At 51.0% G+C, this 13,151-nt stretch carries 10 protein-coding genes; 8 read left to right on the top strand and 2 right to left on the bottom strand.

Features of this window, described 5'->3' with window-relative positions; all coding sequences use genetic code 11:
- Window positions 1–203: 203 nt before the first annotated feature.
- Window positions 204–749 carry an oligoribonuclease gene (gene orn / locus NHN17_RS15205; RefSeq protein ID WP_255043419.1) on the bottom strand — a complete coding sequence of 182 codons (546 nt, stop codon included), beginning with the start codon at window positions 747–749 and terminating at the stop codon, window positions 204–206.
- A gap of 138 nt (window positions 750–887) precedes the next feature.
- On the opposite strand from orn, the gene rsgA reads away from it, so the two are divergent.
- The 6 genes from rsgA to NHN17_RS15175 all read left to right on the top strand — a co-directional run bounded on the left by rsgA (window position 888) and on the right by NHN17_RS15175 (window position 8,719).
- On the top strand, window positions 888–1,940 hold the full coding sequence (gene rsgA / locus NHN17_RS15200; protein ID WP_255043418.1) for a small ribosomal subunit biogenesis GTPase RsgA: 1,053 nt from the start codon (window positions 888–890) through the stop codon (window positions 1,938–1,940).
- A gap of 146 nt (window positions 1,941–2,086) precedes the next feature.
- Window positions 2,087–2,968 carry an archaetidylserine decarboxylase gene (asd, locus tag NHN17_RS15195; RefSeq protein ID WP_255043417.1) on the top strand — a complete coding sequence of 294 codons (882 nt, stop codon included), beginning with the start codon at window positions 2,087–2,089 and terminating at the stop codon, window positions 2,966–2,968.
- Between the two features lie 134 nt (window positions 2,969–3,102).
- Window positions 3,103–4,518, top strand: a complete 1,416-nt coding sequence (locus tag NHN17_RS15190) for an SLC13 family permease (RefSeq protein ID WP_255043416.1) — start codon at window positions 3,103–3,105, stop codon at window positions 4,516–4,518.
- A 242-nt stretch (window positions 4,519–4,760) separates the two neighbouring features.
- Entirely contained in the window at window positions 4,761–6,644 is a 1,884-nt protein-coding gene (locus NHN17_RS15185; RefSeq protein ID WP_255043415.1) for a methyl-accepting chemotaxis protein, read from the top strand.
- Between the two features lie 271 nt (window positions 6,645–6,915).
- The gene (locus NHN17_RS15180) at window positions 6,916–7,605 is read left to right on the top strand and encodes a carbonic anhydrase (protein WP_255043427.1); all 690 of its coding nucleotides are present in this window, start codon (window positions 6,916–6,918) and stop codon (window positions 7,603–7,605) included.
- 217 nt (window positions 7,606–7,822) lie between these two features.
- Window positions 7,823–8,719 (top strand): DMT family transporter, encoded by an 897-nt coding sequence (locus tag NHN17_RS15175; RefSeq protein WP_255043414.1) that lies wholly within the window; start codon window positions 7,823–7,825, stop codon window positions 8,717–8,719.
- A gap of 269 nt (window positions 8,720–8,988) precedes the next feature.
- Here NHN17_RS15175 and epmA read toward each other — a convergent pair whose 3' ends face one another.
- The gene (epmA, locus tag NHN17_RS15170; RefSeq protein WP_255043413.1) at window positions 8,989–9,960 is read right to left on the bottom strand and encodes an elongation factor P--(R)-beta-lysine ligase; all 972 of its coding nucleotides are present in this window, start codon (window positions 9,958–9,960) and stop codon (window positions 8,989–8,991) included.
- Between the two features lie 635 nt (window positions 9,961–10,595).
- Between epmA and frdA the strand changes: the two genes are divergently transcribed.
- Together frdA and NHN17_RS15160 are read left to right on the top strand one after the other, a co-directional pair.
- On the top strand, window positions 10,596–12,410 hold the full coding sequence (gene frdA / locus NHN17_RS15165; protein WP_255043412.1) for a fumarate reductase (quinol) flavoprotein subunit: 1,815 nt from the start codon (window positions 10,596–10,598) through the stop codon (window positions 12,408–12,410).
- Window positions 12,410–13,150: a succinate dehydrogenase/fumarate reductase iron-sulfur subunit gene (locus NHN17_RS15160; protein ID WP_107351012.1), complete on the top strand. Its 741-nt coding sequence runs from the start codon at window positions 12,410–12,412 to the stop codon at window positions 13,148–13,150. Before frdA ends, NHN17_RS15160 begins: the two co-directional genes overlap by 1 nt.
- Window position 13,151 lies beyond the last annotated feature (1 nt).

Here is a 13,151-nt window from a genome sequence, read left to right as displayed (position 1 = left end):
CGGGGGCCGGATTTGAACCGACGACCTTCGGGTTATGAGCCCGACGAGCTACCAAGCTGCTCCACCCCGCGTCCGTATTTTATTGAAAGGCAAACTAAAGTAAGAATTGCCTTTCGAGGCTGCGCATTATACGAGGAAATGAGACGGATGCAATAGTTCTCAAAAAAAATTTGTCCTTTCCTTTCCAACCGTCTATTTACTCATCAAATTTTCATTATTTGCTCACGATAGTACCGTAATTCAGCAATCGAATCGTGAATATCATCAAGTGCCAAGTGGCTACCTTTCTTGCTAAAGCCATCAAGCACTTCCGGTTTCCAGCGACGAGTCAGCTCTTTGAGCGTACTGACATCCAAATAACGATAGTGGAAGTACTGCTCTAGTTCCGGCATATGCTTATAAAGGAAACGTCGATCCTGGCCAATACTATTGCCACAAATTGGCGATGCCCCTTTCGGTACCCACAACTCCAAGAATGCGATAGTTTGACGAATTGCCTCTTCTTCGCTCACATTGCTCTGGCGGATCCGCTCAACTAAGCCGCTGTTGGTATGAGTCGTGGTGCACCAATCATCCATCTTGGCCAGTTCAGCTTCAGGCTGGTGTATCGCAAGTACTGGCCCCTCAGCCAACACATTGAGCTGCGCATCAGTAACAACTGTCGCAATTTCAATGATTTTATGGGTTTCAGGATCCAACCCGGTCATTTCTAAGTCGATCCAAATTAGGTTCTGATCGCTGATCATCATCGGATATTGCCTATTCTATGAGTAAACCATGTATGATAATACCAAACTAGCGCCAATGCCGAGATTGCAACTGCAGGTTTTTCGGCGGACTATGCATCGGTATATTACCGTAAGCCAACTTAACTGAATGATATTCTTGTGGCAAAAAAGAAAAAGCTTACTAAAGGTCAGAGTCGCCGTGTGCGCTCAAACCAAAATAAACGCCTGAAACGCGAAAAAGATGACGTCCAGTGGGATGAAGCCCTACTGGAGTCTGCTCGTGAAGGCCTCGTAATCACCCGCTTCGGTCAGCATGCTGATGTTGAAGACCCTGAAACAGGTATTATCCACCGCTGCAATCTACGCCGTAGTATTCAGAGCCTGGTGTCTGGCGATCGCGTTGTCTGGCGACCGGGTGTTGAAGCACTCCAAGGTATTAACGGTGTCGTCGAAGCCGTCCATGAACGCGAGTCAATGCTTACTCGCCCAGACTACTATGATGGCGTCAAAGCCGTGGCAGCCAATGTCAACCAAATCATCATTGTATCGTCCGTACTGCCCGAGCTATCGCTAAACATTATTGACCGCTACCTAATCGCAGCCGAAACCGTTGGTGTTCCACCACTAATTGTTCTCAATAAAGTCGATCTGCTTGAACCAGATGAGCGCACCCATGTTGAAGAGACCCTCGCCTTGTACCAAGAGATTGGCTATCAAGTTCGTTTGGTCAGCTCGGAAACAGGCGAGGGACTTGATGGATTGCGTGATGATCTCAAAGGCCACATCAGTATTTTTGCCGGCCAATCAGGCGTGGGGAAATCAAGCTTGGTGAACGCCCTGATGCCAGAGGTGGAGGCCGAAATTGGTGATGTATCAGAAAATTCCGGCCTGGGTCAGCATACAACGACAGCAGCCCGGTTGTACCACTTCCCTGATGGCGGTGATCTTATCGACTCGCCAGGGGTACGTGAATTTGGCCTTTGGCACCTGGAAACAGACCAAGTCACCGAGGCATTCGTCGAGTTCCGCGATTACTTGGGTGGCTGCAAATTCCGCGACTGCAAACACGGTAATGATCCGGGCTGTATCATCCGTGAAGCTGTTGAAGAAGGTAAAATCCACCAAGCCCGCTATGATAGCTACCATAAGATAATCGATAGCATGTCTGAGAATGTCGCCAACCGCCAATTCTCACGCAACAAACCTGATTGATTGCTTTACCGCTCCCCGTATCGACGGGGAGCTGCAGTCTCGACAGCAAGTAACTGACTTTACTCAGCAAGTTAGGTATCATTACAGGCCAAGGTTACAGATAAGTAACTATCTTGTTGAAAAACCTATTGTTTCTGGAAGGCACCGTGCACGACAATTTCAAAATCGGCTTGCAGTACTGCGCGCCAAAGCAAACCCTGACCCAGCTAGCAGGCAAACTTGCCTCAATGAAAGCTGGCAAGTTAACGACCGCAGTTATCCGCTGGTTCATCCGCCAGTACGGCATTGATATGAATGAAGCTCGTAACCCAGATCCAGCAGCTTACGACACCTTCAATAACTTCTTTGTTCGCGAGCTGAAAGACGGTGCCCGCCCAATCAATGACGAGGCAGCGATCATCAGCCACCCTGCCGATGCTTGTGTCAGCCAACTAGGCCCCATCACTGGCGGCGAGCTGATTCAGGCCAAGGGCCACACCTATGAAGCGGTTGAACTGCTAGGTGGCGATCAAGCTCTGGCTGATCAGTTTCAAGACGGCCACTTTGCGACACTTTACCTGTCACCAAAAGATTACCACCGTGTTCATATGCCATGTGACGGCACCTTGCGCCATATGGTCTATGTGCCAGGCGAGCTATTTTCGGTTAACCCACTGACCGCGAAGAATGTACCGAATTTGTTTGCCCGCAATGAGCGCGTGGTATGTATCTTCGATACCGAGTTCGGCCCAATGGCACAGGTACTGGTTGGCGCCACAATTGTTGGCAGTATTGAAACCGTATGGGCAGGTACCATTACGCCACCGCGCAGCCCGCAAATTCATCGCTGGAATTACCCAGCCGACGGCGAGCAAGCGATTACCCTGAAAAAAGGGGATGAGATGGGCCGCTTCAAACTAGGGTCCACCGTGATCAACCTGTTCCCCAAAAATGCCATTGAGTTTGTTGATGGTTTGGAAGCCGGTATACCAACCAAGATGGGCAGTGCCTACGCAAAGCGTGTTGCAGCGGAGCAGCCAGAAGTCTAAACGGTTAACATTTTTGAACAAAAAGGGCCTTTTACGGCCCTTTTTTTATGCAAAAAATTGACCATGTCGAGGAAAAAATCAATACCCAAATAGTATGCTGGAGTCAGTCAATAATATAAGCAAACCAACATACTATGAAAAAACTCCCTATATCCCAACTAGTTAAATTACTGGTCGCGTTCGGGATCCCACTCGGGATCCTGATGCTGCCGATTGATGCTATCCCTATCGCGGAATTAACCGTTTCCCAACATCGCCTCCTTGCTATCTTTGCGCTTGCGGCCCTGCTTTGGGTACTGGAGCCCGTCCCGGTCTTCGCCACCTCGATCTTGATCATTACCTCGCAGTTAATAATGATCTCCGATAGTGGGCTACATACTTTCCGAACACCTCCAGCGGGCCATGAGATGGGGGAAGTGCTCAAATACACCGACATCCTCGGTTCATTCTCATCACCTATCATCATCCTGTTCATGGGGGGCTTTGCCCTCGCAATAGCTGCATCAAAATATGAGCTGGACAACAACTTGGCACGGGTACTGCTAAAGCCGTTTGGCACCCAGCCCAAATTCATCATGCTCGGCCTGATGTTGATCACTGCAGTGTTCTCGATGTTCATGTCCAACACCGCGACCACCGTAATGATGCTGGCCCTGCTGGCGCCCATCGTCGCTTCGGTACCCAAAGGCGATATCGGCATCAAGGCATTGGTACTGTGTATCCCTATCGCAGCCAACACCGGTGGTATTGCCACGCCAATCGGTACCCCGCCCAACGCCATTGCCTTACAGTATCTAACTGGCGAGAATGCCATCAGCTTCCTTGGCTGGATGGTGATTGGTCTGCCGTTTGTGATCCTGCAGCTGGCCTTTGCCTGGTGGCTGCTGCAGAAGATGTTCCCATCAACCCAGACCCACATGCAGCTCGATCTCAATGGCCAGTTCCAGAAAAGCTGGCAGGCTATTGTGGTGTACATTACCTTCGGCCTGACCATCCTGCTGTGGATGACCAGCTCACTGCACGGTATGAATGTCTATGTGGTGTCCATTATTCCGCTCGCCGTATTCACCCTGACCGGGATCATGGGTAAAGAAGAAATCAAGCTGATTAACTGGGAAGTGTTATGGCTGGTTGCCGGTGGTATTGCCATTGGCCTCGCGCTGGATAAAACAGGCCTTGCTAGAGCGCTGGCCCATGCTGTGGATTACGATGCCCTATCACCCATTGCTGTGGTACTGACCTTGTCGATTATCTGTTGGCTGATGGCGAACTTCATGTCCAACACAGCTACTGCCAACCTGTTGATCCCAATCGCCGCAGCTGTCGCCGCATCCATGGAAAGCCTAGCATCAATCGGCGGCCTGCAAGGCGTACTGGTCGTTGTCGCGTTCTCGGCCTCGCTCGGTATGATCCTGCCGGTTTCGACACCACCGAACTCACTGGCTTATTCAACCGGGTTAATAGAAAGTAAAGACATGGCCAAAACCGGCCTTATTATCGGTTTGGTCGGCCTCGCTGTGGTCTACACCGCCGCGCTGATAATCACCTAACGGGCACCCATCCCAAAAGTGTGAAGGCAGCTAATGCCGCCTTCACACAACCTTACTATTCCGACACTCTAGAAGCATAACTCTGTTAACTAGATCACTTTAATTATATGAATTATCGATAATTATCATTCACCTTCTGCCATGGGTCTTTTCGCTTTGCCCAAGGTACACACCGCTCCGCTAAAACACACCGGAAATGCCACTTATATAAAACCAACATCTGGCTGCCGAGAGAGATAACAATGAACCTAACGATCAAACACAAAATACAACTGGCGATTGCAGTGATTATCGCTACCGTCAGCGCCGTCCAAGCCTGGATATCCATCTCCCAGCTTCAGCAGGAGACCACCAGCGCCATCAACAATCAAATGCGCGATATTGCCCAAGGTACCAGCAGCAATATCAGTGATTGGCTCGCCATACGCAGTGATATGATGCTGGCCAACGAGAGCCTGATTGCCAACCAGAACAATGTCGACCGCGAACTGCTGCTCACCAAGCGTGCCGGGCAGTTCCTGTCGGTCTATGCCGGTTTCAATGACGGTACCATTGCCTACGGTGATAAGACCGAAGATTGGCCTGAGGGCTATGATCCCCGCACCCGCCCTTGGTATCAGGATGCGATGCGCCAAAACGGCCTGATCCTGACCGCACCCTACGAGGATTTCGATGGCAGTATGGTGGTTAGTTTTGCCAAAGCCTTTCAGGGCCAACACCGTGGGGTACTGGCGGCCGACTTAACCATTACCGATATCATCGATCAAGTACTTAACCTACAACTGGACAACAACGGCTTTGCCTTTTTGGTCGATGGTAATAACAACATCGTGGCCTACAGCGATGAGTCTCTGAGCCAGCAACCACTGACCCAACTGGATAGCGATTTATCACCGCAGCTGCTCCAGCGGTTGGTTGCCAACCCAGCAATCCACACTTTCCATCTCGATAGCGACGGTCAGGATAAGCTTATTTATGCCACGCCTATCGCAGGAACAAACTGGACACTGGCTTTGGTGGAAGACAAAGATCTGGCCTTTGCCTCTATCGGCGAGCAAATCAAATTTATCCTGCTAGCCTCTGTCGGCCTATACATTGTGATTTCGGCGATCGCCACACTGACCATCAATAATTTGCTGCGCCCGCTATCACGACTCAGCGAATCTGTAGCCCAGCTGGCCCAAGGTCAAGGTGACCTTACCCAACGCATTGATATTGAACGCATGGATGAGATCGGCATGCTGGCCGATAACATGAACCGTTTCCTCGGCCAGCTGCAGACCATGATCAAAGGCGTGGTCACCCAATCTGACCGCCTTGGCGAGCAAGCCGAGCTGTCCGCCCAGCAAACGCTGCAAGCCAACCAGAAGGTCAACGAGCAGCAAAACGACATCAACCAGATTGCTACCGCCATCCATGAAATGTCCGCCACCTCTGCCGAAGTGGCCAGCCACGCCGAAATGACCGCCGCCGCGGCACAGGCCTCAACCAGTTCCTGTGAGCAAGGCCAAGGCGTTATCAGCCAAAACCGCAATGCCATTACCTCACTGGCAACACAGGTAAGCGATGCTGCCAGCGTGATCAATAAACTGGAAAGCAATGCCCAGAACATCAATCAAATCCTGTCGACCATCCAAGGTATTGCCGAGCAAACTAACTTGCTTGCCCTCAATGCCGCCATCGAAGCAGCACGGGCAGGCGAGCAAGGCCGCGGGTTTGCGGTTGTCGCCGACGAGGTACGAGTACTGAGCAAACGTACCCATGACTCGACCGAAGAAATCCGCGCGATGATCGAAACCCTGCAGCAGAATACCCGCCAAGCGGTCGACAGCATGCAGGCGAGCACCAACCTAGCCGGTGAGAGTGTCGGCTTTGCCGAGGCCGCCAGTGACAGCCTAAGCCAAATCACCCAGGCGATCAGCGAGATCTCGGACATGGCGACTCAAATTGCCAGTGCCACCGAAGAGCAGCGGGCGGTCAGCGAAGATATCAGCCGCAATACCCAAGCAATCAAGGATGTGTCAGATCACCTGTCGGTGCAAACCGATGCGGTAACGGAGAACGCCAAGGAAATGCACAGTACCGCAGCCAGCATGTGCCGCGACGTTTCACGCTTTAAGGTCTGAGGCCCATAACCTGACAGCACCTCCTGTGCAAAGCCGCCCAACTAAGGGCGGCTTTTTTTTGGGGGGGAGGGGAAAGCCCTCGCAAAATCAATAACTAGGTTTTCAATAACGACCTGTTCTTTTATCTATAACTGGATATGGCTGCCAATTCCACTCCCTTCTTCTTCACAGCGACGTCCCACCCACTACACTAAAAAGGTTGGCTAATTAAATAAGAATAGAAAGAGGAACGAAAGTGAAATCACAATCTTTCAACGTGTTACTACTCACCATGGCGGCGGCATCCATGTCTACCGCTCAAGCGGCCGAATGGAGCTATGAAGGCGAGCATGGCGCCGATAACTGGGGCAAGAGCTTTGTCACCTGTGGCGAAGGAGTCAACCAAACTCCGATCGACATCAAGCACACCGTCAAAGCCGAGCTGACCCCACTGCAGCTCGATTACCAAGGAAAGGTCCACGAGGTAATTAACAACGGCCATACTGTGCAAGCCAATGTCGAGGGCAAGAACCAGCTGGTTATCGATGATCAAATCTTCGACCTCAAGCAGTTCCATTTCCATACCCCGTCAGAAAACTATATCGCCGGCAAGCAGTTTCCGCTCGAAGTACATTTTGTCCATGCCAATGCCAAGGGACAACTGGCCGTCGTGGCAGCAATGTTCAAGACTGGGCCGCGTGGTAATGAGGCCTTCAATACCTTACTGACCACCGTACCGGAAAAAGATCAGATCCTGCCACTCAATAAGGCCTTGAACCCAGCGGATCTGCTACCGAGGGAGCGGGAGTATTACCGTTTCAGCGGCTCGCTGACGACTCCTCCATGCAGCGAGGGGGTACGCTGGTTTGTCATGCGCGAAGCCCAAGCCGGTACCGAGCAGCAAATCGACAGCTTGCATAAAGTGATGGGTAACAATGCCCGTCCGCTACAACCCCTCAATGCCCGGGTCGTCTTGGAATAAAGACGGTTGAATGGTCCTAATTGATAAACCTGATACCTGGCGCTTCTGTTGACTGCTGAGGCGCCGCCTTTTTCCATCCCCGCGTTCCAGCAACAAATCCCTTGCCTCTTCTCACTGATATACCGCAAGATATTTCCCCAATATAAGGATATTGCACGATCGCCGCCTACCGCAAAGCAACCTTCAGGGTAGAAGGTAGCGGCCATAAAGGATAAGCATGAACTACGAATGGCTGGCACTGGCTGCTGCATTACTGTGGGCTGTCAGCAGCCTGATTTCCATCACCCCTTCTCGTCATTTGGGCGCCTTTGCCTATAGCCGCTGGCGGATGGCCTGTGTCACGGTGATGCTCTCTAGCATGGCATGGCTCAACGGTGGCTGGTCGAGCATGCAGTGGGATTATGCTACCGTGATGTTGCTATCTGGTGTGATCGGGATATTTATCGGTGATACCGCCTTGTTTGCCTGTTTCAATCGCATCGGCCCGCGTCGCGGAGGCTTGCTTTTTGCCTGCCATGCGGTATTTTCGGCATTGCTTGGCATGTGGCTATTCGGTGAAGTGTTACAAGGCTGGAAGCTTGTCGGCAGTGTCGCTGTTTTTTCCGGCGTGGCTATCGCGATCGTTTTCGGCCAACGTCCAAGCGATGACCGGCAGCAACACTGGGAAGGCACCCATGGTTCGCTCGCATTCGCCGTCCTACTCGGGCTGACAGCGGCCCTATGCCAGTCCCTCGGTGCCATTATCGCCAAACCCGTCATGCAGACTGCAGTCGACCCTATTGCGGCATCAGCGGTCAGAATGGCCAGTGCCTTTGCCGCCCATTCGCTATTGCGTCTAAGCGGAGCCCGACTCGCCCTGCCCATACAATCAATCAACCTTCGAATATTCCTACAGGTCGCCCTCAATGGACTGCTTGCCATGGCGATTGGCATGACCTTGATCCTCTATGCCCTGCGTGATGGCGATGTCGGCATGGTTGCCCTACTTTCTTCAACCTCGCCGATCATGATCCTGCCATTGCTCTGGCTGCATACCCGCCAACGCCCTCCTGTGACGGCCTGGGTCGGTGCCGTGGTCGCGGTATTTGGTACAATGCTGATATTAGCCAACTAAAGAGCAAATGATAATTATTTGCATTTGAGCTGTGATTTGATTATCCTTTGCCTGTTGGTTAAGGCGCCTTGGAATCCTACCCTGCGACAAAACCACACCCTGTACTAAAACGACTGGCTGTTCCCCCTCAGCTTTTTGGCCGCGGCAGTGATACCCTCCTGCCACCAGATGTATGAACCGTTTCTGCAGGCAGAAACAAACAGCGCGGCAACCTAGCCGCGCGGTTCATTGGTCAAGTGTGCTTTAACGCCATAGGTTAGGATCGACAATCAGGCGATCGTGATCGGAAATGCGCTGACTTGATCTATATGATCCACACCCAGCGATAACATGATCAAACGATCCACCCCCAAGGCCACACCAGCGCAATCCGGGAAGCCAGCACGCAGTGCCTCGATCAAGCGCATGTCGATAGGCTGCGGGGCTAGCCCCATTTCCTCACGCTTGCAGTTATCAGCTTCGAAGCGGGAGAGCTGCTCATCCCCATCGGACAGCTCGTGGAAGCCATTGGCTAGCTCAACCCCCCTGAAATACACCTCGAAACGTTCTGCGACACGGCTATCTTGCGGGTTGATCTGGGCCAAGGCCGCCTGAGAAGCTGGGAAGTCGTAGACAAAAGCAGGTACCTGTTGACCTATTTTCGTCTCGACACCGACACTAAACAGCAGCTGTAACAAGGTATCGCGATCCTGCTCAGGTTCGGCGATATCGGCCAACCCCAAATGTGCCGCCACAGACTTGAGCGCCGCCATACTACCTTCCAGCGGGCAGACACCCAGTACATCAATAAATGCCTGCTGGTAAGTCATTCGCTCAGCAGGCCCGCTACCCAGTACCAATTGCAGTAAGTCATCCATCTCATCCATCAAGGCATGGTGATCAAAGTCAGGGCGGTACCATTCCAGCATAGTAAATTCAGGGTTGTGAAAACGGCCAGATTCTTCGTTACGAAAAGACTTACAAACCTGATAGATTGGACCACTACCAGCAGCGAGCAAACGCTTCATGTGGAACTCAGGGCTGGTCATCAGGTAAAGCTGCTGGCCATCGGCAAAGCCCGGGCCGACAAAGGTCGTTTGAAAGGTATGAAGATGAATGTCTGTCACTGTTGCCTGGCTCATCGCCGGAGTATCGACTTCCAGTACCTCTCGTTGCGCAAAAAAGTGTCGGATCATCGCCAGTATCGCAGCACGCTGCTTAAGTTGGGCCAGGGGAGCGGTCGGTTGCCAGTGGATAGTCATAGCCAGTAATCATCAAACATTGAGGGAAAGTGAAGTCAATATTTTACCCCATTTTGTCCAAATACCCATTACCGAAAAACGCCCCAAGGAACATACCCTTGAGTAGACCCCCGAATATGTGAAGACCCACCATCCGGATCTAACCCCATATCAGCCAAGCCCTAATACCAGCAGATTTCAACAACAAAAATACTTATGAAAGATTATGAAAAAATCATGATCAGCAAGCATTCAGCTTGGACTCATTTTTAACACGAAAAACAAATAAAAGATTAACAAAACAACCACAGAGCCGGCATTTACACAACAGTCCGAATGAAAGCACTCATTTACACCCTACATAAACTGTTCTTTATTAGTGACTTGGTTACATACACCGAAACACGCCATTAACGAGCCAGAAGCAAACAACACATTTCACTTCGATTAATTAACAACCGTAAAGCATTACAATTTGTGACAATAATCACACTTCCTATAATCGCCTTATACTTTTGGGCTATTTCGTTTAAAAAGTCGCGTCTAAATCAACTTTTCTATCGATATTGTTTCATAGAATGCCTCTAGGATTTCAAGGTTAAGTACGCTCAGGCGTACTTTTTTAAATTTTATCGTCTTACCTCCGGAGGATAGCTGTGAAAACAATTACCACAGATATCGCTGTAATCGGCGCAGGTGGTGCAGGTCTTCGTACTGCCATCGCTGCTGCAGAAGCAAACCCAGACTTAGAAATTGCTCTTATTTCTAAAGTTTACCCAATGCGCTCTCATACCGTAGCTGCAGAGGGTGGCTCCGCTGCCGTCATCAAGGATGAGGATAGCTTGGACAACCACTTCAACGACACCGTTGGCGGTGGTGACTGGCTATGTGAACAGGACGTTGTTGAATATTTCGTAGAAAACGCGACACGCGAGATGACCCAGCTAGAGCAATGGGGTTGTCCGTGGAGCCGTAAAGAAAATGGTGACGTGAACGTACGCCGCTTCGGTGGTATGAAGGTTGAGCGCACATGGTTTGCCGCAGATAAAACCGGCTTCCACATGCTGCACACACTGTTCCAAACGTCTATCAAATACGATCAGATCAAGCGTTTCGACGAATACTTCGTTGTCGACCTACTGGTTGAAGAAGGTGAAGTACAGGGTCTTGTGGCTATCCACATGGCCGAAGGTGAGTTGATCTGCATTAAAGCGAAGTCTGTTGTACTTGCAACAGGTGGTGCTGGCCGCGTTTACAACTGTAACACCAACGGCGGTATCGTAACCGGTGACGGTATGGCTATGGCCTTCCGCCACGGTGTCCCTCTGCGTGACATGGAGTTCGTTCAGTACCACCCAACTGGCCTACCTGGCACAGGCATCCTGATGACCGAAGGTTGTCGTGGTGAAGGCGGTATCATGCTGAACAAAAATGGTTACCGTTACCTGCAAGACTACGGCATGGGCCCAGAGACACCAATCGGCCAACCAAAGAACAAATACATGGAACTGGGTCCTCGTGACAAAGTTTCTCAGGCATTCTGGCACGAGCAGCAAAAAGGCAACACCATCAAGCACCCACTGGGCGATGTTGTACACCTTGACCTGCGCCACCTAGGTAAAGAATACCTACACGAGCGTCTACCGTTCATCTGTGAGCTTGCAAAAGCCTACGTGAACGTTGATCCGGCAGAAGAGCCAGTGCCAATTCGCCCAACGGTTCACTACACCATGGGTGGTATCGAAACTGACAAGCATAACGAAACACGCATCAAAGGCCTATTCGCAGTTGGTGAGTGTTCATCTGTTGGCCTGCACGGTGCAAACCGTCTAGGTTCTAACTCTCTTGCAGAGCTTGTTGTATTCGGTCGCCTAGCTGGTGAAGGTGCGGCTAAACGCGCTGAAGAATTCAAAGGCTGGAACGAAGCCGCTATTACTGAGCAGGTTCAGGCGGTTCAAGACCGTATTGACACCCTACTGTCTCAAGAAGGCGACGAAAACTGGGCTGATATCCGTACTGAAATGGGTCACTCCATGGAAGCCGGTTGTGGTATCTACCGCCAAGAAGATTTGATGCAAGCAACGGTTGATAAGCTAGCAGAACTTCGCGCTCGCTTTAAGAACATCAGCATCAAAGACAAGGGCAAGGTATTCAACACTGACCTACTTTATGCAATCGAAATTGGTTACGGCCTAGAAGTTGCTGAAGCAATGGCTCACTCTGCGATTCAGCGTAAAGAATCTCGTGGCGCCCACCAACGTCTTGACGATGGTTGCACAGAGCGTGACGACGTGAACTTCCTGAAGCACACGCTAGCCTTCTACAACGGTGATGACGCACCTCGTATCGAGTACAGCGACGTAACAATCACCAAGTCTCAGCCAAAAGCACGTCTATACGGTGCAGCGGCAGAAGAAGCTGCAGCGAAAGAAGCAGCTGAAGCGGCAGCGAAGAAAGAGGAGCAGGCATAATGTCAGACAACCGCATCCAAAAAGTAGAAATTCTGCGTTATGACCCAGCAAAAGATGCAGAACCATACTTCGAAATGTTTGAAGTACCGTTTAACGAAACCATGTCTGTGCTTGATGCGCTAGGTTACATCAAAGATAACCTAGACAAAGACCTGGCTTACCGCTGGTCTTGCCGCATGGCAATCTGTGGTTCTTGCGGCATGATGGTCAACAAGGTGCCAAAACTGGCCTGTAAGACTTTCTTGCGTGATTACCCGAACGGTCTGAAAATCGAAGCGCTGGCTAACTTTGCTATCGAGAAAGACTTGGTCGTCGACATGACGCCATTCATCGAGCGCCTAGAAGCTATCAAGCCGTACATCATCGGTAACGATCGCAAGCCTGAAGACGGTCCAAACAACCAGACGCCAGAGCAAATGGCGAAGTACAAGCAGTTTGCTGGTTGTATCAACTGTGGTCTGTGCTACTCAGCATGTCCTCAGTTCGGCCTGAACCCTGAGTTCATCGGCCCTGCAGCGCTAACCCTAGCGCACCGCTACAACCTAGACAGCCGTGACAACGGTTCTGATGAGCGAATGAAGCTGATCAATGGTGAAAACGGTGCATGGGGCTGTACTTTTGTTGGCTACTGTTCTGAAGTGTGTCCGAAGAGCGTCGATCCAGCAGCAGCGGTTAACCAAGGCAAAGTGGAATCATCTAAAGATTTCGTTATCGCCATGATGAAGCCTCAGGAGGCATAAG

Source organism: Photobacterium pectinilyticum, from assembly GCF_024357955.1.
Lineage (GTDB): Bacteria > Pseudomonadota > Gammaproteobacteria > Enterobacterales > Vibrionaceae > Photobacterium > Photobacterium pectinilyticum.
The sequence above is the reverse complement of the archived record's forward strand: the minus strand, read 5'-3'. Positions and strand labels throughout refer to the sequence as shown.

What these genes read in the sequence shown, in the direction of transcription:
- orn (WP_255043419.1), bottom strand. Translation starts at nt 749, where the DNA reads ATGATGATCAGCGATCAGAACCTAATTTGGATCGACTTAGAAATGACC.
- NHN17_RS15190 (WP_255043416.1), top strand. Translation starts at nt 3,103, where the DNA reads ATGAAAAAACTCCCTATATCCCAACTAGTTAAATTACTGGTCGCGTTC.
- NHN17_RS15185 (WP_255043415.1), top strand. Translation starts at nt 4,761, where the DNA reads ATGAACCTAACGATCAAACACAAAATACAACTGGCGATTGCAGTGATT.
- NHN17_RS15180 (WP_255043427.1), top strand. Translation starts at nt 6,916, where the DNA reads ATGGCGGCGGCATCCATGTCTACCGCTCAAGCGGCCGAATGGAGCTAT.
- NHN17_RS15175 (WP_255043414.1), top strand. Translation starts at nt 7,823, where the DNA reads ATGAACTACGAATGGCTGGCACTGGCTGCTGCATTACTGTGGGCTGTC.
- epmA (WP_255043413.1), bottom strand. Translation starts at nt 9,960, where the DNA reads ATGACTATCCACTGGCAACCGACCGCTCCCCTGGCCCAACTTAAGCAG.
- NHN17_RS15160 (WP_107351012.1), top strand. Translation starts at nt 12,410, where the DNA reads ATGTCAGACAACCGCATCCAAAAAGTAGAAATTCTGCGTTATGACCCA.